The sequence below is a fragment of the Flavobacterium celericrescens genome, from assembly GCF_011392075.1.
Taxonomy (GTDB): domain Bacteria; phylum Bacteroidota; class Bacteroidia; order Flavobacteriales; family Flavobacteriaceae; genus Flavobacterium; species Flavobacterium celericrescens.
This window is the reverse complement of the sequence record NZ_JAAJBV010000013.1, coordinates 18,421-38,701: the sequence shown is the minus strand read 5'-3', so window position 1 is coordinate 38,701 and position 20,281 is coordinate 18,421. Positions and strand designations below refer to the sequence as shown.

Sequence of the window (20,281 nt, the reverse complement as noted above, 5' to 3'; positions counted from 1 at the left end):
TAGTGGTGTTTTTTTATATAAAAAGTGTAATTACTGCAACAATAGCTGGAATAGATTGAACATAAAAAATCTTTTTGGATTTCGTTGAATAATAGCCATAAATCCCGGCTATTATTACACAGCTTAAAAAGAATAAAGCAATGTTTTTACTCCAATCTTCATCGGAGATTAATATTGACCAAATTAGCCCAGTAGCTAAAAAACCATTATATAAACCTTGATTTGCTGCTAAAACTTTTGTTTTTTCAAACAAATCTTCTGGTAAACTTCTAAAAACTTTTTTTGCCTTTGTAGTCCAAGCAAACATTTCTAACCATAAAAAATATAGGTGAAATATCGCTATAATGACAATAATAATTTTACTAACTAAGAGCATATTTTATTTGTTTTCGTTAAAAGTACGTTCAATTCTTCTATCAGGAATTAGCCAAATTAAAGCCACTAAAATATATATACTTCCAGAAACTTCAATACTATATTTGGTCATAAACACTGCAATTAAATACAAAACAACAGAAGCTTTTCCTTTGTAATCTTTTCCAATGGCTTTTGAAAGAGCAGAATCTTTTCCTTGGTCGTTTAAAATTAATTTTTGTAAAATAAAATATGCCAAAGCATTCATTAGTAATACAATTCCATATAACATCATAGGAAAAGAAGCAAAATGGTGTTCTCCAATCCAAGCTGTTGCAAATGGAATTAATGATAGCCAAAATAATAAATGTAAATTTGCCCAAAGTATTTTTCCGTTTACATTTTTTGCTGAATGAATTAAATGATGGTGGTTATTCCAGTAAATTCCAACATAAATAAAACTTAAAATATAGCTTAAAAACTTGTGAGATAATTTGATGACAGCCTCAAAGGTAGTGTCGCTTGGAACTTTAAATTCTAAGACCATGATTGTAATTATAATTGCTAATACACCATCACTAAAGGCTTCAAGTCTGTTTTTATTCATACATTAAGAGTTTATTGTTCCAAGATTTTTATGAACTTTTCTTTTATGGTGCGTTTGTTTTATATTTTCATTTCCTGAAATAATACTGATATTACCATCTATTTCAAGCATAGCTAACTTTACATCTTTATAATATTCTATTCCATGTTCTCGCATTGCTTCTTGCATTTCATCTGAAGTGATTCCTAATCTTGACAGAGAAGAAAATTCAATTTTTCCATTATGAATCAGTATTTCTGGTTTACTTTGAATTAGTTGTCTAAAAAATTTAGAAGTAAACATTATTTTTTTTAGAAGATAATTAAGTATGAATAAAATCAATGCAGCTACTAATCCACCAGTTAAAGAGGAATTGTTGCCAACCATTGCGTTTTGTACAGAATTACTAATTAAAAGTATTAAAATGACATCGGCAGTATTTAATTGCGAAATTTCTTTTTTGCCAAATATTCGCAATGCTGCAATCATGAAAAAATATACAGCTATACTTCGTAAAACAATGTCAATATATGGATTCATTTCATGTTTTTTAATAAAATGGTTATTAATACAATTATAGCAGCAGCTTCAGTAAGCATACCTAAAGTTAGAATAATGCTAGCGCCAGGCCAGTGCATAATTTTGAATAAAGCTCCAATAATTGTGATTGCCATTCCTAAAAAGAATAGTACTAAAGGGATTGCATATTGTTTTTTCATAAGAGTTTTTATTTAAAGAATTATACTAGACATTATTTCCATTTAAAGTTTTTCTCAATTGCTTTAATCATTTCACCAGCAATGTCTTTTTGAGTTGCTCCTTCAATACCTTCTAACCCTGGTGATGAATTAACTTCTAATAGTAAAGGCCCTTTTGATGAACGAATGATATCTACGCCAGCAACCTTTAAATCCATTGCTTTTGCGGCTTTAATTGCAATTTTTTTCTCTTCAGGTGTTACTTTGACTATCGATGCAGTTCCTCCTAAATGAATATTTGCTCTAAATTCACCAGGTAATGCTTCTCGTTGCATAGCAGCAACTACTTTCCCATCAACAACAAATAGTCGTAAATCTTTTCCGTTTGCTTCTTTAATAAATTCTTGAACTAAGATGTTAGCATTTAAACTTTTAAACGCATTAATTACGGATTCTGCAGCTTTTTTAGTTTCAGCAAGAACTACACCTTTTCCTTGTGTACCTTCTAATAGTTTTACAATTAATGGAGAACCACCAACCATTTTTATTAAATCATCTGTATCTAATGGTGAATTGGCAAATCCTGTCGTTGGAATATCAACGCCATTATTTAAAAGTAACTGCAATGAAAAAAGTTTATCTCTAGATTGGCTAATGGCAGCGGCATTGTTTAAAGCAAAAACTTTTAAGGCTTCAAACTGACGTGTTAAAGCACAACCATAGTATGTCATGCTAGGGCGAATTCTTGGAATTACTGCGTCAAAATCATTCAATACTTTTCCACCGCGGTAATGTATTTCAGGTTTTGTAGCATCTAATTTCATGTAGCAATATTTCAAATTTAAGAAATGCATTTCGTGTCCTCTTAATTCTCCTGCTTCAATGATTCGCTTATTGCTATATAGTTCTGGATTACTTGCTAAAAGCCCAATTCTTAATCCTTTTTTAGGTTCTTCGGATGAATAGTAATATTCTTTTAATTTTTCTGTTGTAGGTTGACCTAATAAGTAGCGTTTTTCTGGGTCAACCAAAACCCTTCCAGACATTGCTTCTCTACCTAAAAGCATTCGGAATCCCATAGAATCTCTGTTTGTTAGCGTAACTTCGATTTCCCATGTTTTTCCACCAATTTCTAATTTGGTTTTAATTACATAACGTTGTTCTCTAAATCCACTAGAACTTTTTACGACACGTTTGTCAATTAGTGGAGCTTCACAGTGGATTACTGCTTTTGCGTTGTTTTGAATAGGGTTGATGTCAAATTTCACCCAACTTTCGCTATTTTTTTCAAAAGTTACGATATTAATTGCATGTAATGCTGAAGTTTTGGCTCCAGAATCTACCCTCGCTTTAATTGTTGGAATTCCTAGAGTAGGGAAGGAACACCATTCTTCACTACCTACAATAACTTTGTCTAACATTTTTTAACGTATGAATTAAGATTCTAAAGTAGTATTTTTTTTGATATGAATACTAATTTATACCAAATAAAAGAACCAAGCTATGAGCTTGGTTCTTCTAGTTTTTTAATTTCTATTGTAAGTTCTTGATTTGATTCATCTAAGTCCATATAGATTTGATCACCTTCATGAATTTTTGAAGTTATAATTTCTTCAGCGAGCGCATCTTCAACATATTTTTGAATAGCTCTTTTAAGTGGTCGAGCACCAAACTGTTTATCAAATCCTTTTTCAGCGATATAATCTTTTGCTTTTTCAGAAAGTTGTAAAGTATATCCTAAATCTTTAACTCTAGCATACAATTTATCCATTTCAATATCAATAATTTTATCGATATCATGTTTTTCTAAAGCATTAAACACAATTACATCATCAATTCTGTTTAGGAATTCAGGAGCGAATGCTTTCTTTAAAGCATTTTCGATGATTCCTTTAGAATGTTCCTCGGTTTGTGCAGTTTTTGCAGCAGTTCCAAATCCAACTCCTGTTCCAAAATCTTTTAATTGACGAGCTCCAACATTTGAAGTCATGATGATAATTGTATTCCTAAAATCAATTTTGCGACCTAAACTATCTGTTAAATGTCCGTCATCTAAAACTTGAAGCATCATATTAAACACATCTGGATGAGCTTTTTCGATTTCATCTAAAAGTACTACGCAATATGGTTTTCTTCTTACTTTTTCAGTTAATTGACCACCTTCTTCGTATCCAACATATCCTGGAGGCGCTCCAACTAAACGAGAAATAGCAAATTTTTCCATGTATTCACTCATGTCGATACGAACTAACGCATCTTCAGAATCGAATAATTCTTTTGCAATAACTTTCGCTAATTGTGTTTTACCAACTCCAGTTTGACCTAAGAAAATAAACGAACCAATAGGTTTGTTTGGATCTTTTAAGCCAGCACGATTTCTCTGGATAGATTTTGCAATTTTTTGAACGGCTTCATCTTGTCCGATTACCTTACCTTTAATTAGTTCGGGTAAGTGAGCTAATTTGTTACTTTCGGTTTGAGCAATACGATTTACAGGAATTCCTGTCATCATTGAAACTACATCTGCAACATTGTCTTCAGTAACGGTTACTTTGTTGTTTTTTGAATCTTCTTCCCATTGTTCTTGCGCAATTGCTAAATCTTTTTCGATGCGTTTTTCATCATCACGAAGTTTAGCTGCTTCTTCATATTTCTGTTTTTTAACAACAGTATTTTTTAATTCTCTAACTTCTTCTAATTGACGTTCTAATTCTAAAATTTGTTTTGGAACATCAATATTAATAATATGTACACGAGAACCCGCTTCATCTAACGCATCAATCGCTTTATCTGGAAGGAATCGATCGGTCATGTAGCGATTTGTTAGTTTTACACAAGCCTCAATAGCTTCAGGAGTGTAAATTACATTATGATGGTCTTCGTATTTTGGTTTAATATTGTTTAAAATTGTAATGGTTTCTTCAACAGATGTTGGTTCTACAATTACTTTTTGAAAACGTCTTTCTAATGCACCGTCTTTTTCAATATATTGACGATACTCATCTAATGTTGTAGCTCCAACACATTGAATTTCGCCTCTAGCTAATGCTGGTTTGAACATGTTAGAAGCATCTAATGATCCAGTTGCCCCACCTGCACCAACAATAGTGTGAATTTCGTCAATGAATAAGATGATATCATCATTTTTCTCTAATTCATTCATTACGGCTTTCATTCGTTCTTCGAATTGTCCGCGGTATTTTGTACCTGCTACTAAACTTGCTAAATCAAGTGTAACTACGCGTTTGTTGAATAAATTTCGCGATACTTTCTTTTTAATAATTCGTAGAGCTAAACCTTCAGCAATAGCTGATTTTCCAACTCCAGGTTCTCCAATTAAAAGTGGGTTGTTTTTCTTTCTACGACTTAAGATTTGAGAAACACGTTCAATTTCTTTTTCGCGTCCTACAACAGGATCTAATTTTCCTTCTTCAGCCATTTCGGTTAAATCTCGCCCAAAGTTATCCAAAACAGGAGTTTTTGATTTTTTATTTGTCTTATTTCCAGATGGAGGGTTGTTAAAACCGCTATCTTTTAAACTGTCATCTTGTCCTGAATCGTCATTAAAAGATTCAGCTTTTGGCAAATTTTCTAAGTAATCGTCTTCGTTTGTCATCATGGCTGTATATTGTTCTTTAACGGTTTCATAATCAATTTTAATCTTATTCAATAATTTTGTAGTAGGATCGTTTTCATTTCTTAAGATACATAAGAGTAAATGAGCTGTACTTATTTCTGAATTATTAAACAATTTAGCTTCTAAAAAAGTTGTTTTTAGTGCGCGTTCGGCTTGTCTTGTTAAGTGTAAGTTTTTCTTTTCAATATTTTGAATGCCATTAGGGTTTGCAGGACTTAATATCTCTACTTTTTTTCTTAGATGAGATAAGTCTACAGCTAAATTATTTAAAATATTTATCGCTTTTCCATTACCATCACGAAGAATACCAAGCATTAAATGCTCAGTGCCAATGAAATCGTGACCTAAACGCAAAGCTTCTTCTTTACTAAAGGAAATTACATCTTTAACTCTTGGTGAAAAATTATCGTCCATACTGCATTAATAATATTAGTAAAAGTACAAAATTGTATAGGTAAAAGCAAAAACTATACCTAATAAACATACTATATTGCTAAATGACGAAAAATAAATGGAAAATAAAAGAATTTATAGGTTGATTTATAACCAATTTGTAAACAAAATTGTTAATAAAATATCTAAATTAGTCTTCAAAAAAGCGTTATAAAAGTTCAAAAAGCCGTATATTGGCACGTTTTAGTAATAATTATAATTTTAATATAAATACTTATGTCAGAAGGAGAAAAGTTAATTCCTATTAACATTGAGGAAGAAATGAAATCAGCTTACATCGATTATTCTATGTCAGTTATTGTGTCAAGAGCACTTCCAGATGTTAGAGATGGTTTAAAACCTGTTCACCGAAGAGTACTTTATGGAATGTATGATTTGGGAGTTAACTCAAGATCTGCCCACAAAAAATCGGCGAGAATTGTCGGAGAGGTTTTAGGAAAGTATCACCCACATGGAGATTCCTCAGTTTACGACGCTATGGTACGTATGGCTCAGGAATGGAGTATGCGTTATTTATTGGTTGACGGTCAAGGTAACTTTGGTTCTGTCGATGGAGATAGTCCAGCTGCAATGCGTTACACGGAAGCCAGAATGAAAAAGATTTCGGAAGAAATGTTGGCAGATATCGATAAAGAAACAGTTGATTTTCAATTAAACTTTGACGATACATTACAAGAACCAACAGTTATGCCAACTAAAATACCAACTTTGTTAGTAAACGGAGCTTCGGGTATTGCAGTAGGTATGGCTACTAATATGGCACCTCACAACTTAACTGAAGTAGTTGATGGTACTTTGGCTTATATCGATAACAATGATATTGAAATTGATGAGTTAATAAACTATATTAAAGCTCCTGATTTTCCTACAGGAGGTATCATTTATGGATATGAAGGTGTAAGGGAAGCATTCAAAACAGGTAGAGGACGTATTGTTATGCGTGCAAAAGTCGGTTTTGAAGAAGTTAACGGTAGAGAAGCTATTATTGTTACCGAAATCCCATATCAGGTTAATAAGGCAAATATGATTAAGCATACTGCCGATTTAGTGAATGATAAAAAAATCGAAGGGATATCAAATATTCGAGATGAATCGGATAGAAATGGTATGCGTGTAGTTTATGAATTAAAGCGTGATGCAGTTCCAAATGTAGTTTTAAATACTCTTTATAAATATACGCAACTACAGTCGTCATTTAGTGTAAATAATATTGCATTGGTTAATGGTCGCCCACAAATGCTGAATCTTAAAGATTTGATTCATTATTTTGTTGAACACCGTCATGATGTAGTGGTTCGTAGAGCGCAATATGATTTAAGAAAAGCAGAAGAAAGAGCACATATTTTAGAAGGTTTAATTATTGCTTCTGATAATATCGACGAAGTAATCAAAATTATTAGAGCTTCAAAAGATGGTGATGAAGCTAGATCAAACTTAATTGAGCGTTTTAAACTTTCTGAAATTCAAGCACGAGCTATTGTTGAAATGCGTCTAAGACAACTAACCGGTCTAGAGCAAGATAAATTACGTGCAGAATATGAAGAAATAATGAAATTGATTACTTACTTGAAAGAATTATTGGCAAGTAAAGAAATGAGAATGCAGGTAATTAAAGACGAATTAACTGAAATCAGAGATAAATATGGTGATGAGCGTCGTTCTCAAATCGAATATTCTGGTGGTGACGTTAGTATCGAAGACTTAATTGCTGATGAAAGTGTTGTAATTACGATTTCTCATGCCGGTTACATTAAACGTACTTCATTATCAGAATACAAAACACAAAATAGAGGAGGAGTTGGACAAAAATCTGCGGGAACTAGAGATCAAGATTTCTTAGAGCATTTATTTGTGGCAACAAATCACCAATATTTAATGTATTTCACCCAAAAAGGGAAATGTTATTGGATGCGTGTGTACGAAATTCCGGAAGGAACAAAGGCAAGTAAAGGACGTGCTATTCAAAACTTAATCAATATTGAAAGTGATGATAAAGTAAAAGCATTTATTTGTACGCAAGACTTAAAAGATGAAGAATATATCAATAGTCACTATGTGATTATGGCTACTAAGCAAGGTCAAGTTAAGAAAACACCTTTAGAGCAATATTCTCGTCCGCGTCAAAATGGAATCAATGCCATAACTATCAAAGAGGATGATGAATTATTAGAAGCAAAATTAACTACCGGAAATAGCCAAGTTTTATTAGCGGTTAAGTCAGGAAAATTAGTTCGTTTTGAAGAAGAAAAAACGCGTCCAATGGGAAGAACCGCATCAGGAGTTAGAGGAATTACCCTAGCTGATGATAAAGATGAGGTAATTGGAATGGTGTCTATAGATAAAGATACAGTTGCTGAATCACAAATCTTAGTTGTTACCGAAAATGGTTACGGAAAACGTACGAAATTAGTTGACGACGATGGAGAAGATGTATACAGAATTACGAATCGTGGTGGTAAAGGAGTAAAAACATTAAATATCACTGAGAAAACGGGAGCGTTAATCGCTATCAATAATGTAACGGACGCTGACGATTTAATGATTATAAACAAATCTGGATTAACTATTCGTATGATGGTTTCTGATTTGAGAGTAATGGGAAGAGCAACACAAGGAGTTCGACTAATTAATATCAAAGGAAACGATTCAATTGCTGCTGTTACAAAAGTACTTCGTGAAGATGAAGCTGAAGAAATTTCAGAAGAATTAGAGGGAGATGCAGAAACTGGCACAGATGTTGAAACATCAGAAGATACACAAGAATAAATTAGAGTAAAGAGCCCAAATTTATTTTGGGCTTTTGTTTAACCAAGTTTACATAAAATGAAAAAACTAATTTTAAGTGCAACTTTACTACTATCAGTTGCAACATTCGCTCAGAAAGATGAGTTGAAAACATTGAAAAAAATTTATGCTAAAGATGCTCCTTCAGCTGAAGAAATTCAAACGTATAAAACGACTTTAACAGCATTAGAAACTCTTGCAACTGAAGAATCAGACAAAGTATACACTAACTTTTATAAAGTAATGCTTCCAATTTTGGAACTAAGCTCTCAAGGAGCTACTCCAAATCCTGCTCAAGTGGCAAAATTAATTAGTGCAAAAAATATTTCTATTTTAGCTGATGGTTTGAATCAAACTTTAGATTTTGAAAAAAAGTCAGGAAAGAAAATATATACTGATGATATTAATGAAACCATTCAATCTTACAAACCAATGTTTTGGGATTTTGTAGTTGCTTTAGATGGTCAGAAAAAATATAATGAAGTTTCAGAAATTTTATATTCTATATACCAATTGGATAAAAATGATCAAGAAAAATTATATTTAGCAGCTAGTTATGCCATCAATGCTAATAATTATGATAGAGCAATTGATTTTCATAAGGAATTGATTGCAATTAACTATACTGGAGAAGGAACACTTTACTATGCAAAAAATAAATCAACTGGAACTGAAGATATTTATTCTGACAAAGCAACAAGAGATTCATTTGTAAGAATAGGTTCGCATAATTTACCTAGAGAAGAAAAAATACCTTCTAAAAGAGGAGATATTTTTAAAACATATGCAATGCTTTTATTAGAAAAAGGTAAGACAGAAGAAGCAAAAACTGCAATTACTGAAGCTAGAAAAGTAAGTCCAAAAGACACTTCTTTAATTTTAGTTGAAGCCGATTTATATTTGAAGTTGAATGATTTAGTTACTTATAAAAAGTTAATAAATGAAGTTTTGTCAATTAACCCTAATGATGCTGATTTAGTTTTTAATTTAGGTGTAGTTAGTCAAAATTCAAATCAACTTGAAGATGCTGAAAAATATTACAAAAAGGTTTTAGAAATAAATCCAAATTATGTAAATGCATACTTAAATTTATCAACACTTAAATTATCTCCTGATGTTAAGTTAGTTGATGAAATGAATAAATTAGGCACATCAGCTAATGATTTAAAAAAATACAATGCTTTGAAAGCAGAGAGAGTTAAATTATTTAATGCAGCTTTACCATTGTTAGAAAAAGCTTACGAATTAGATTCAGCTAATGAATCTGTTAAAAGTAATCTTCTGGAAGTATATAGTTTCTTAGAAATGACAGAAAAATACAAAGCTTTAAAAGCAAAATAAAAGTACTTTATTAAACAAAAAACGCTGGTTAATACCAGCGTTTTTTGTTTTTCTTGGAAGCTTCTGATTTTCTTGAATTAGAATTTGGATTCATTTTATTCTTATTTCTTAAATCTGGTTTTGCATTGGGATTTACTTCATCGTCTTTCCAAGTGTATTGGTGATTCGTAATCACTTTAACTTTCATACGGATTAATTTTTCAATATCTAACCAATATGCTTTTTCATCTTTGCCACAAAATGAAATTGCTAAACCTGAATTTCCAGCACGACCGGTTCTTCCGATTCTATGAACATAGGTTTCAGAAATATTTGGAATATCAAAGTTTATCACAAATGGAAGTTGTTCAATATCAATTCCTCTTGCTGCAATATCTGTTGCTACTAAAATATCAATTTCTTTATTTTTGAATTGATCAAGAACACGTTGACGCGCATTCTGTGATTTGTCACCATGAATGGCTTCTGCTTTTATATGTGCTTTCTTTAATACTTTTACGATATTATCTGCACCGTGTTTTGTTCTTGTAAATACTAAAGCATTGCTTAAACTTTCTTCAATAATCAGTTGTTTCAGTAATAATCGTTTGTCTTCTTTATTTACAAAATAGACTTTTTGTGAAACATTTTCTGCAGTACTTGATATTGGTGTGACTGAAATATATTTTGGTTTTGTTAAAAAAGTATCAGCTAGTTCCCTTATTGCTAAAGGCATAGTTGCAGAAAAAAGTAATGTTTGTCTATTTTCTGGTGTAAGCTTGATAATTTTTTTTACATCGTTAATGAAACCCATATCTAGCATTTGATCAGCTTCATCTAAAACCAAATGGTGCATATGATTCAAATCAATAAAACCTTGTTTGTGAAGGTCTAAAAGCCTTCCTGGGGTTGCAATTAATACATCAACTCCATTTTTTAGCTCGTTTACTTGTGGAACTTGATTTACGCCTCCAAAAATTACTAATGATTTTACATTGGTATATTTTCCATAGGTTTTAAAACTTTCATCAATTTGAATGGCTAATTCTCTAGTAGGAGTAACAACTAGTGTTCTGATATGTTTGGTTTTTTTTGCAGAACCTACAATGCGATGAATTAAATTTAAGATAGGAATAGCAAAAGCACCTGTTTTTCCAGTTCCTGTTTGTGCGCAAGCAACTAAATCTTGCCCTAATAAAATTTCAGGAATGGCTTGTTCTTGTATGGGAGTAGGATTTGTGTATCCTTCTTCTTCCAAGGCTTGTTGTATATTGTTGTATAATTTTAAATCGTTAAATGTCATATAATATTATTTGCCCTATTAAAGATGTTCAATAAGGTTACAAAGGTAGTGTAATTTTAATAAAGTTGATTTTTGCTTTTAAACTGATTTCGCTTTCATAAAATCAGTAATCATTGAGGCAATTAATTTTCCAGTTAAATGGCAGTTTATAGAATTATCTAGTTCTGGTGCTCCTTCACAAATATGTAGGTAGGAAGCATTTTGATGTTTCCCCATATAATAAATATAGTGTCTAGCTTTATCAACACTAAAGCCACTTAATGTCATTGCACTTGATGGAATACCTGGAATTGCATCAAGATCAAGTTCTACCCCAAAAGGCTCATTTTTTATAAATTCTAAAGCTTGTTCTAATTCTGCTTCGAATTGTTTTTCACGTTTTACTTCAACTTCTTCATAAGTTACAAATTTTACTCTTGAAGTAAGCTCTTTCAAAGTATTAAAAACACTTTTTGAAACAAAGTTTTCATGAAGGCCAAAGACAAAATATTTTTTTAAGAAACCATCTTCATACGCATAACTAAAACCATTTCCAGAATGGCGCCCTTCAAGAATTCTAAAATCTGTATGTGCATCAAAATTAATTGCATTTACAGCTTTTCCTTTTGCTAAAGCCAATCCTTTGATGTTTCCATAAGCATTGTTATGACCTCCACCTATGATTATTGGAATTTTACCAGCTTTTACTATTTGATGTACAATATGAGAAACTTCTTTATCAATTTTTTCAACTAGTTTGAAAAGCTCTTTACGATGCTCTTTATTTTTAGAATCTAAATCTTTAGCTGCTTGAATTTCATCTTCAAAATTTAGTTGTCCTAAGACTAACAGATTACTTCCCTTGCAAAATTTATTGTGTTGAATATTAACCAAATTTTTTAAAGCACTATCATATGCAGATGCTGTTCCCGTCCTTCCTAAATTAGCTTTAACTCCAATATCCTCAGGAATTCCAATAAGTACAAATTTAGCTTCACAAGTTGACATAAAATCAAAAACATCGACGTCTTTTGGAACGGTAATAATTTTTTCTCCAAATTTAATTTCACCACTTCTGTGGCTTGTAATTTTTGCCAACTCAAATGGAGTTAGAATCGTAATGTTTTCCATAAAATGTTAAAAAATAAGCATCCCAAATGTACTATTTTAAAATAAAACTCGTTATATTTTTATAAAATTCTTTTTTTAGTTGTAATTTTGAAAAACTAATTTATTTAACCTACAATACAAATGGAAAACAAGTCAAACAATTCAGGTTTAAAGGCAGCAATCGTTGTTTTAGCGTTACTTCTTTTAGGAAGTGTCGGGTACATCTATAAGATTACTTCAGATAACAAAGAAACTGTTACCGGTTTAACCACAGAAAAAGAAACATTAGCAGAAGAGCTTAAAGCAAAAATTGCTGAGTATGACACTATGATTGCTGATAACACGGCACTTAAAGATGAATTGCAAGCTGAACAAGCAAAAATGGTTGAATTGCTAGAGCAAGTTGAAAAGTCTAAAGGCGATGCAGCTGCTATGGCAAAATATAAAGGAGCTTACCTTAAATTAAAAGGTGAGATGGACAATTTAGTTGCAGAAAATAAATTGTTAAAAGAACAAAATGTTACACTTACTTCTAGTTTAGATAGTACAAAAGTAGTTTTGGATGAAGCTAAAAAATTCAATGATACTTTGTTAGTTCAAAATGAAGGATTAACCAAAACGGTAGAAAAAGGTTCTAAATTAGCTGTGTTAAATTTAAAAGTTTTAGCTGTTAAAGAAAGAAGTTCTGGAAAACAAATTGAAACAGACAAAGCTGGTAGAGCTGATAAGTTGAAAGTAAGTTTCTTAATCGCAGAAAATCAAATTGCAAAAACAGGTAGTAGAGAATATTATGTTCAAATTATTGATAGTAAAAATAATATTCTTGGTGAAAAGAAAACAATTCCTACAGGTGATAAAACATTAACTTATAGTTTTATTTCAACTGTAAAATATGAAAATAAAACAGTTCAGGTAAACGAAGAAGTTTCAGGAAAAGATTTTGCAGCAGGAACTTATTTTGTGAATGTATTCGATAAAAATGCTGAATTAGTTTCTAAAACAAGTTTTAGTTTGAGATAATTAACCCCAAAAATTATCTTTTAAAAATATAAAATTCCGATGAGTTCATTTCTTATCGGGATTTTTTTATATGAATTTTGATAAATAATTGCCAATTCCTACTGCTGTTATGGTAAGAATTATGGAGGCAATAATATAAAGATATGCTGTTAGTTGCTGATTGTTTTGAAACAGATTATAATTTTCCAAAGCAAAACTTGAAAATGTGGTAAATCCACCACAAAAGCCTACAATTAAAAGAAATTTCAATGGATGATTTTCTGGATAATATTTTGAAAATAGTCCAATGAATACACCAATTAATAAACTGCCAAAAACATTAATTAATAAAGTGCTCAACGGGAAAGAACTTTGAAAGAATTTAGCCGCTAACCAACTCGATAAATAGCGAAATATACTACCTATAGCACCACCAATACCAACTAATAAAATTGTTTTTATCATATTAAATAAATTTTCCTTCAACCATTACTTTATCAATAAGATTAGTACCAAAAGAATATGGCAATTGATAATAACTAGTTAAAGGTTGTGTTAGTAATATGTTCGCTTTTTTTCCTTTTGTAATACTTCCATGAGTGTTTGATATTCCCATTGCATATGCTCCGTTTATGGTAGCAGCATTTATAGCTTCTTCAGGAGTCATTTTCATTTTTATACAAGCTGTTGCAACTACAAAATTCATGTTTCCAGAAGGAGTTGTTCCAGGGTTATAATCGGTAGCCAATGCTAATGGCAAACCAGCGTTCATAATTCTTCTAGCTGGCGTGTAGGGAATACTAATAAAGTAAGAACAACTCGGTAAAGCTACTGGCATTGTTTTACTATTTTTTAAAACCTCAATATCTTCATCCGTAACTATTTCTAAATGATCGACTGATAGTGCACCATTTTCTACACAAGCTTTAATGCCATCAATTGCAGTAAATTGATTCACATGAATTTTTGGTTCTAATCCATATTTTTTACCTGCTTCCATGATTTTTATGGTTTCATCTACAGAAAAATAACCAGTTTCTAGAAAAGCATCGATGTAATCTGCTAAATTTTCGGAAGCAATTTTCGGAAGCATTTCGTTGATTATTAAATCAATATACCCTGAATGATTTTCTTTGTAGTCTAATGGAAAAGCGTGTGCTCCAAGAAAAGTTGCTTTGATAGCAATTGGATAATTTTCTTTTAAACGTTTAATAACTCGAAGCATTTTTAATTCGCCATCAATTGTTAAACCATAACCCGATTTGATTTCTACAGCTCCAGTTCCTTGTTGAATTATTTCTTCTAATCGAATTTTTGATTGCTCATAAATTTCGTCTTCAGAAGTTTCGTTGAGTTTTTTTGCAGAGTTTAAAATTCCACCACCACGATTAGCAATTTCTTCATATGTTAATCCGTTGATTCGGTCTACAAATTCTTGTATTCTATTGCCTGCATAAACAATGTGTGTATGACTATCAACCCAAGTAGGTAAAATAACACGTCCAGTTGCATCAATAATTGTTGCATTTGGTAGATTTGGACAATTTTCCATAACACCAAAATTGGCAATTAAATTATTTTCGATTAAAAGAAAAGCGTTGTCAATTTTTGGTAAAACTGACATATCAGGACCAGCTACTTTGTCAACATGTTGTTCTCTAACTTGTAAAAGTTCTTTTATATTGATGAATAATGTTTGCATTAAAAATAAATTTGAGTAAAAATACTTCTCATTTTTAAAAACTCCTATCTTTATGTCAAAATTTATTTGTTTTGAGAAAAATAAAGTATAAAAAAGGAAGAAAAGTTCAACCAGTAATTTTAGAATATACTGGTAGTCATAAAGATACACCAACAGAAATACAATTGTTTGTATACAATAATGATGATATTACAGAATTTCATCAATTATTAGTTAATGACATTAAAGAGAATATAGACATTGAAAAAGTCAACTGGTTAAATGTACATGGGTTAAATGATGCAGAAGCAATTCAAAAAATTGGAAATGATTTTGGCGCTGATAATTTTATAATTGGTGATATTTTAAATACAATTAAGCGAACAAAATTAGAAGAATATAGTGATATTTTATTCTTTAATGTGAAGTCTCTTTTGCCATTAGCGGCATCCGATAATATTAGTGTTGAGCAGATTAGTTTTTTATTAAAAGACAGTGTTTTATTATCGTTTCAAGAAAAGCGTAGCGATTTTTTTACTCATATAAGAGAGCGAATTAGAACAAATTCGGGTATTGTAAGAACAAAGAAAGCTGATTTTCTGTTGTATTTATTATTAGATGCAATTATTGAAAACTTTTACATCACACTAGAAAGTGAAGAAGATAAAGTTGATGATTTGATTAATTCGATCAAAGTAAATACTAAACCAGAAACCTTAGAGCATTTAGAAAAGCACCGAGATAATCTGAATTTCTTGAAACGTTCAATTATTCCACTTAGAGATTCTTTATATTCGATTAAAACCATAAAAGATGACAATGTGTTTAATTCTATTGAGCAAGAGAATTATTCTTTTTTTTCACGTTTGCATCAAAAATGTTTAGAATTGTTAGAACAAATCGAATCCGATTTAAGTACTTTGGATAGCGCATCAAACTATTTCTTTTCGGCACAAAATCATAAAATGAATGAAGTGATGAAATCCCTAACGGTGGTTTCGATGTTTTTCTTACCCTTAACATTTATTGTAGGTGTGTATGGAATGAATTTTAAAAATTTTCCAGAACTAGAGTGGGAGAATGGCTATTTTATAATTTGGGGTGTAATGATTTTAATAGTAATTTTTATGTTTACCTACTTTAAGATTAAAAAATGGTTTTAGATTAAAAATTAATCTATAAAATAAATCAATATTATATTGTTCAAAATAAATATTCCCATTATCTTTGACAAGAATTCATTAATTCCGGAAAAATCATGTTTGAATTTCAACAGTACCTAGGTTTTTTACTTTTCTTAACCATATTAACTATCGGTTTTTGGTTGATGATATTCTTAGTAGGTTTCGTACAATATTGGTTGGGCGGTGCTATCATAGAATTGATTAAAGAGAAAAGAGCTAAAAGACAAAATGACTCAGAAAATTAATTTTTTCTAGTTTTTAAAAATAAAAAGTCCCGAATTTATCGGGACTTTTTTTATACAGTATGTTAATGTGTTTTATGGTTGCCCCACAAAATCTCCTTCACCATTATCTTCGCGTTTTTGTTGTTTTTCTCTTTCGTTTTTCTGTTTGTTGAAACGATAGGTGAATGATAAAGTAATTTGACGTTTTCTCATCTGCATTTCACTATATGAACTTACTACATTTTCAATGTTAGTTTCCATTAATCTTTTTCTTGAATTAAATAAATCGCTCACATTTAATGCAATCGTTCCTTTGTCTTTTAACACATCTTTGCTAAAGGCTAAATTAACTGAAGCATTTCCAAGAATTTTCCCTTGAGCCGTAGTTTGTGGTGCATTGTAAGTTGCATTAGTTTGCCAATCAATTTTATATGGTAACGTAACTTTAGAACTTATTCTAGATGTCCAACTCAAAGCGATATTATCAAAATTTTGATTGATTTCATTACCTAAATAATCAGTATAGGTGTAATCCCCTTGTGTTTCATTTCTATATAAATTGAAGTTTCCATTTAATCTCCACCATTTGTATGGTGTATAGTTTAAATTGAATTCAAAACCAGCTCTATATTCTTTAGCTAAGTTTATAGGAGTACTGATAATAACTGGAACACCATCAACAAACAAACCAGATTCTTTTCTAATGAATTGGAATGTATCGTTTGTTAAGTTAATATAAGCTGACGTACTAAAAGTAAGTTTATCCCATTTGTTTAAATAACCAATGTCAATAGCATCAGTTAATGAAGGATTAATATCAGGATTACCTTGAAAAATATTAATATTACTTGAATAAGAAGAAAAAGGATTTAAGAAACGACCTCTTGGACGATTTATCCTTTTGCTATAGCTTAAACTTACAGAACTTTTATCTGAAACTTCATAATTTATTGTAGCTGATGGAAAAAAGTTATTGTACTTTTTGTTATTATAATCATTTGCTGTAATTGAATTTACATCAATATTACTGTCTTCAAAACGCATTCCTAAGAAGTAAGAAAACTTATTAATTTTTGAACCATATTGTGCATAAAGTGCATTTACATTTTCATTATATTCTAATGTGTTTGAGTATAATGAAGTTGGTAAAATTTCAAATTCAGTTAAATTCTTTTGGAAACTTCCTCTATAACCAGCTTCAAAACGACCGTCTTTTCCAATTGGTAAAACATAATCTGTTTGAAATAAGTTACGTTGTTGCTTTTGATTATTTACTGTAGTTTCTGTAAAAAGGGAAGAAGCATCTCCTACAATTTCATCATAGATTGTAGAACTTTCATTTTCTCTGTTTTGAGAAACTGCTACATCAACGGTTAATTGATGTCCATCTTTTTTGAATTTTTTAGTAAAATTGGTAGAATATTCAATACTAAATTCATCACTTTTTGAATCATTTAAACGGTTTCTTACAAAGGTAGGATTGTTTAAAGCATCAAAATTATAGAAGAAAACATTATCTGGATTTTTACCATTGTTCTCTCTAAAAGTAATTGCATTGGTCCAAGTTAATGATTTACTCAAATTCAAATCGATACCAAAATTTGCATTATAGCCTTCGCTAAAACGTTTGTTGGTTCTTCTTTCATTAATAAATCTACTTGTAGTGCCATCAGAATTGAAGTACTCTGCATCGGTTAACGAGTTTCCTGGACTGTTTCTATAATTGTAACCAATGTTTGAAAAAAGGTTAAAATCGGTTCCTTTTTTGTTTAAACTAGTGCTTACACCGTATGATTCAGGATCACCTGCAGATACTATAATAGAACCATTAACGCCATTAGATTTTCCTTTTCTAATTACAATATTAATAATTCCACCACCACCTTCTGCGTCATATCGAGCAGATGGATTAGTAATTACTTCTACTTTTTCAACGGCATCAGCTGGTAATAATTTTAAGGCATCCGCAACATTAATTCCTGCTAATCCTGATGGTTTTCCATCAATTAATATTTTTACATTTTCATTTCCTCTTAGGGCAACTGTTCCTTCAGCATCAACTGTTACAGAAGGGACGTTATCTAAAACATCACTTACCGTTCCACCTTTTACCATCATGTCTTTTCCTACATTGTAAACTCTTTTGTCTAGTTTAATTTCTACGGTAGATTTTTCTGCAATGACTACAACATCTTGCAGTTGTGCTATATCAGCTTCCAAATAAAATGGACCTATAACTGTATCTGCCATATATGCTTTTTGAGGAATTGTAACTTTTTTATAAGAAATCAATTCAACATCTATGGCTCCTGTATATTCTCCGGGCGCAATTTCAAATGAAAATGAACCGGTACCATCAGTCATAGCACCAAAAAGTTGTTTAGTTGTTACATTTTGAAATGAAACGGGAGCATATTCTACAGGAAGATTGGTTCCTTTTTCAAATACTTTACCAGAGATTTTAATTTTTTTATCTGCTGGTTTTTGCGCTAGGGCAGTAAAACTTAGTAATAATGTAAATACGACTAATAGAAAATTCTTATTCATAAATGTTTTTTTCGATAAGACTGCAAATTTACTCTTTGGTTTAGCCTTAATTTCCTAAATGTTTGTTAAAACTCTTACAGCAATTCTTTAATCTTTTCTTTGGGTCTTGCAATTATGGCTTTATCTCCTTTTACTACAATCGGTCTTTCAATTAGTTTAGGGTGTGCTAACATTGCATTTATGATTTCAGCATCAGATAATATTTTGCTTTTATAGTTTTCAATCCAAATAGACTCTTTGGTTCTAACTAATTCTATAGGTTTTATGTTTAGTTTTTTAATGACTTCTTCAAGTTCATCTTTAGTAAAAGGTTCGTCTAGATATTTACGAAGTTGAAACGGTTGATTCAAAATTTCTAATTCGCACAAACCTTCTCTTGATTTGGTGCATCTTGGATTATGGTAAATGGTTATCATTTTGTATTTTTGTTATAATTAATGTACAAAAGTAACAGATAAAAAATGTTTATAACTCAAGCTTTCAAAAAAGAAACTGATTTCTCACTTATCTTATTAGATTTTCTGAAATATTTGATAGGATCAATTATTGTTTTTTTTGCTTCTTTATTTGGACAAATCCCTTTAGGAATAGCGATTTTATTTTCTGGAAAAACACCAAATTCAGAAAGTGATATTTATAAATTATTTGATTCTAATTTGTTTCTATTTCTTGCTTTACTTTCATTTGTTTTTGCAATGATAGGATTGTATTTTGTAGTTGTAAAAATACATCGTCAAAAATTTATTACCATTATTACATCAAGAGAGAAGGTTGATTGGAAGCGAGTATTTCTATCTTTTGGAATATGGGTTGTAGTGTCAACAGTATTAATTTTATCCGCTTATTTTTATGATTCAAGCGAAATTATTATGCAGTTTAATCTGGTGCCTTTTTTAATTTTAGTTGGAATTACATTGTTATTTATGCCTATTCAAACAAGTACTGAGGAACTTATTTTCAGGGGTTATTTAATGCAAGGTTTCTTTAATTTAGCCAGAAATAAATGGTTTCCTTTATTAATGACTTCTGTAATTTTTGGTACAATGCACATCATGAATCCCGAGGTAGAAAAAATGGGGTATATTATTTTAGTGTATTATATAGGTACAGGTTTGTTTTTAGGAATTATAACTTTAATGGATGAAGGTACTGAATTAGCTTTAGGCTTTCATGCCGCAAATAATATAGTTGCATCATTATTAATTACTTCTGATTATACTGTTTTTCAAACGCATTCTATTTTTAAAGATATGTCAGAACCTTCGATGAATTTTGAGGTGTTTTTTCCTGTTTTGGTTTTATTTCCAATATTGATATTTGTATTTTCAAAAATTTATAAATGGACGAATTGGAAAGAAAAATTGATAGGTAGCAAACTAGATTTACAGCCCGAAGAAAATGCACATTTTAACCAATAACTTT

At 30.7% G+C, this 20,281-nt stretch carries 18 protein-coding genes; 6 read left to right on the top strand and 12 right to left on the bottom strand.

Features of this window, described 5'->3' with window-relative positions:
• Nucleotides 1-13 precede the first annotated feature (13 nt).
• From G4L40_RS12705 to G4L40_RS12680, 6 genes are all read right to left on the bottom strand, one after another.
• A complete protein-coding gene (locus G4L40_RS12705; RefSeq protein WP_166237569.1) occupies nucleotides 14-376 on the bottom strand; it encodes a DUF1304 domain-containing protein in 363 nt (120 codons plus the stop codon).
• Nucleotides 377-379: 3 nt separating this feature from the next.
• Nucleotides 380-961: a TMEM175 family protein gene (locus G4L40_RS12700; RefSeq protein WP_166237568.1), complete on the bottom strand. Its 582-nt coding sequence runs from the start codon at nucleotides 959-961 to the stop codon at nucleotides 380-382.
• Nucleotides 962-964: 3 nt separating this feature from the next.
• A complete protein-coding gene (locus tag G4L40_RS12695; RefSeq protein ID WP_166237567.1) occupies nucleotides 965-1,480 on the bottom strand; it encodes a DUF421 domain-containing protein in 516 nt (171 codons plus the stop codon).
• A complete protein-coding gene (locus G4L40_RS12690; RefSeq protein ID WP_166237566.1) occupies nucleotides 1,477-1,659 on the bottom strand; it encodes a GldL-related protein in 183 nt (60 codons plus the stop codon). The genes G4L40_RS12695 and G4L40_RS12690 overlap by 4 nt, the downstream gene beginning before the upstream one ends.
• Before the next feature lie 32 nt (nucleotides 1,660-1,691).
• Complete coding sequence (rimK, locus tag G4L40_RS12685) at nucleotides 1,692-3,059, bottom strand: 30S ribosomal protein S6--L-glutamate ligase (protein WP_166237565.1); 1,368 nt, start codon at nucleotides 3,057-3,059, stop codon at nucleotides 1,692-1,694.
• An 80-nt stretch (nucleotides 3,060-3,139) separates the two neighbouring features.
• The gene (locus G4L40_RS12680) at nucleotides 3,140-5,689 is read right to left on the bottom strand and encodes an ATP-dependent Clp protease ATP-binding subunit (protein WP_166237564.1); all 2,550 of its coding nucleotides are present in this window, start codon (nucleotides 5,687-5,689) and stop codon (nucleotides 3,140-3,142) included.
• A 255-nt stretch (nucleotides 5,690-5,944) separates the two neighbouring features.
• On the opposite strand from G4L40_RS12680, the gene gyrA reads away from it, so the two are divergent.
• On the top strand, nucleotides 5,945-8,494 hold the full coding sequence (gyrA, locus tag G4L40_RS12675; protein ID WP_166237563.1) for a DNA gyrase subunit A: 2,550 nt from the start codon (nucleotides 5,945-5,947) through the stop codon (nucleotides 8,492-8,494).
• Nucleotides 8,495-8,551: 57 nt separating this feature from the next.
• Nucleotides 8,552-9,853: a tetratricopeptide repeat protein gene (locus tag G4L40_RS12670; protein ID WP_166237562.1), complete on the top strand. Its 1,302-nt coding sequence runs from the start codon at nucleotides 8,552-8,554 to the stop codon at nucleotides 9,851-9,853.
• A 28-nt stretch (nucleotides 9,854-9,881) separates the two neighbouring features.
• On the opposite strand, the gene G4L40_RS12665 is transcribed toward G4L40_RS12670, so the two are convergent.
• Both G4L40_RS12665 and G4L40_RS12660 read right to left on the bottom strand, forming a co-directional pair.
• Entirely contained in the window at nucleotides 9,882-11,135 is a 1,254-nt protein-coding gene (locus G4L40_RS12665; protein WP_166237561.1) for a DEAD/DEAH box helicase, read from the bottom strand.
• 78 nt (nucleotides 11,136-11,213) lie between these two features.
• Nucleotides 11,214-12,245: a formimidoylglutamase gene (locus tag G4L40_RS12660; protein WP_166237560.1), complete on the bottom strand. Its 1,032-nt coding sequence runs from the start codon at nucleotides 12,243-12,245 to the stop codon at nucleotides 11,214-11,216.
• 120 nt (nucleotides 12,246-12,365) lie between these two features.
• Between G4L40_RS12660 and G4L40_RS12655 the strand changes: the two genes are divergently transcribed.
• Nucleotides 12,366-13,244 (top strand): hypothetical protein, encoded by an 879-nt coding sequence (locus G4L40_RS12655; protein WP_166237559.1) that lies wholly within the window; start codon nucleotides 12,366-12,368, stop codon nucleotides 13,242-13,244.
• 66 nt (nucleotides 13,245-13,310) lie between these two features.
• On the opposite strand, the gene crcB is transcribed toward G4L40_RS12655, so the two are convergent.
• Together crcB and hutI are read right to left on the bottom strand one after the other, a co-directional pair.
• Nucleotides 13,311-13,688 carry a fluoride efflux transporter CrcB gene (crcB, locus tag G4L40_RS12650; RefSeq protein WP_166237558.1) on the bottom strand — a complete coding sequence of 126 codons (378 nt, stop codon included), beginning with the start codon at nucleotides 13,686-13,688 and terminating at the stop codon, nucleotides 13,311-13,313.
• A 1-nt stretch (nucleotide 13,689) separates the two neighbouring features.
• A complete protein-coding gene (hutI, locus tag G4L40_RS12645) occupies nucleotides 13,690-14,925 on the bottom strand; it encodes an imidazolonepropionase (protein WP_166237557.1) in 1,236 nt (411 codons plus the stop codon).
• Nucleotides 14,926-14,996: 71 nt separating this feature from the next.
• On the opposite strand from hutI, the gene corA reads away from it, so the two are divergent.
• Together corA and G4L40_RS12635 are read left to right on the top strand one after the other, a co-directional pair.
• Entirely contained in the window at nucleotides 14,997-16,067 is a 1,071-nt protein-coding gene (corA, locus tag G4L40_RS12640; RefSeq protein ID WP_166237556.1) for a magnesium/cobalt transporter CorA, read from the top strand.
• Nucleotides 16,068-16,162: 95 nt separating this feature from the next.
• Complete coding sequence (locus G4L40_RS12635) at nucleotides 16,163-16,333, top strand: hypothetical protein (RefSeq protein ID WP_166237555.1); 171 nt, start codon at nucleotides 16,163-16,165, stop codon at nucleotides 16,331-16,333.
• Between the two features lie 72 nt (nucleotides 16,334-16,405).
• Here G4L40_RS12635 and G4L40_RS12630 read toward each other — a convergent pair whose 3' ends face one another.
• Entirely contained in the window at nucleotides 16,406-18,859 is a 2,454-nt protein-coding gene (locus G4L40_RS12630) for an outer membrane beta-barrel family protein (protein ID WP_166237554.1), read from the bottom strand.
• Between the two features lie 74 nt (nucleotides 18,860-18,933).
• Complete coding sequence (gene arsC / locus G4L40_RS12625) at nucleotides 18,934-19,275, bottom strand: arsenate reductase (glutaredoxin) (RefSeq protein ID WP_166237553.1); 342 nt, start codon at nucleotides 19,273-19,275, stop codon at nucleotides 18,934-18,936.
• A gap of 45 nt (nucleotides 19,276-19,320) precedes the next feature.
• On the opposite strand from arsC, the gene G4L40_RS12620 reads away from it, so the two are divergent.
• On the top strand, nucleotides 19,321-20,277 hold the full coding sequence (locus G4L40_RS12620; RefSeq protein ID WP_166237552.1) for a CPBP family intramembrane glutamic endopeptidase: 957 nt from the start codon (nucleotides 19,321-19,323) through the stop codon (nucleotides 20,275-20,277).
• The last annotated feature ends 4 nt before the right edge of the window (nucleotides 20,278-20,281 follow it).

Bases quoted from the DNA above. Each gene is read 5' to 3' on its own strand.
- G4L40_RS12705 (WP_166237569.1), bottom strand. From the start codon at position 376: ATGCTCTTAGTTAGTAAAATTATTATTGTCATTATAGCGATATTTCAC.
- G4L40_RS12700 (WP_166237568.1), bottom strand. From the start codon at position 961: ATGAATAAAAACAGACTTGAAGCCTTTAGTGATGGTGTATTAGCAATT.
- G4L40_RS12695 (WP_166237567.1), bottom strand. From the start codon at position 1,480: ATGAATCCATATATTGACATTGTTTTACGAAGTATAGCTGTATATTTT.
- G4L40_RS12690 (WP_166237566.1), bottom strand. From the start codon at position 1,659: ATGAAAAAACAATATGCAATCCCTTTAGTACTATTCTTTTTAGGAATG.
- rimK (WP_166237565.1), bottom strand. From the start codon at position 3,059: ATGTTAGACAAAGTTATTGTAGGTAGTGAAGAATGGTGTTCCTTCCCT.
- G4L40_RS12680 (WP_166237564.1), bottom strand. From the start codon at position 5,689: ATGGACGATAATTTTTCACCAAGAGTTAAAGATGTAATTTCCTTTAGT.
- gyrA (WP_166237563.1), top strand. From the start codon at position 5,945: ATGTCAGAAGGAGAAAAGTTAATTCCTATTAACATTGAGGAAGAAATG.
- G4L40_RS12670 (WP_166237562.1), top strand. From the start codon at position 8,552: ATGAAAAAACTAATTTTAAGTGCAACTTTACTACTATCAGTTGCAACA.
- G4L40_RS12665 (WP_166237561.1), bottom strand. From the start codon at position 11,135: ATGACATTTAACGATTTAAAATTATACAACAATATACAACAAGCCTTG.
- G4L40_RS12660 (WP_166237560.1), bottom strand. From the start codon at position 12,245: ATGGAAAACATTACGATTCTAACTCCATTTGAGTTGGCAAAAATTACA.
- G4L40_RS12655 (WP_166237559.1), top strand. From the start codon at position 12,366: ATGGAAAACAAGTCAAACAATTCAGGTTTAAAGGCAGCAATCGTTGTT.
- crcB (WP_166237558.1), bottom strand. From the start codon at position 13,688: ATGATAAAAACAATTTTATTAGTTGGTATTGGTGGTGCTATAGGTAGT.
- hutI (WP_166237557.1), bottom strand. From the start codon at position 14,925: ATGCAAACATTATTCATCAATATAAAAGAACTTTTACAAGTTAGAGAA.
- G4L40_RS12635 (WP_166237555.1), top strand. From the start codon at position 16,163: ATGTTTGAATTTCAACAGTACCTAGGTTTTTTACTTTTCTTAACCATA.
- G4L40_RS12630 (WP_166237554.1), bottom strand. From the start codon at position 18,859: ATGAATAAGAATTTTCTATTAGTCGTATTTACATTATTACTAAGTTTT.
- arsC (WP_166237553.1), bottom strand. From the start codon at position 19,275: ATGATAACCATTTACCATAATCCAAGATGCACCAAATCAAGAGAAGGT.
- G4L40_RS12620 (WP_166237552.1), top strand. From the start codon at position 19,321: ATGTTTATAACTCAAGCTTTCAAAAAAGAAACTGATTTCTCACTTATC.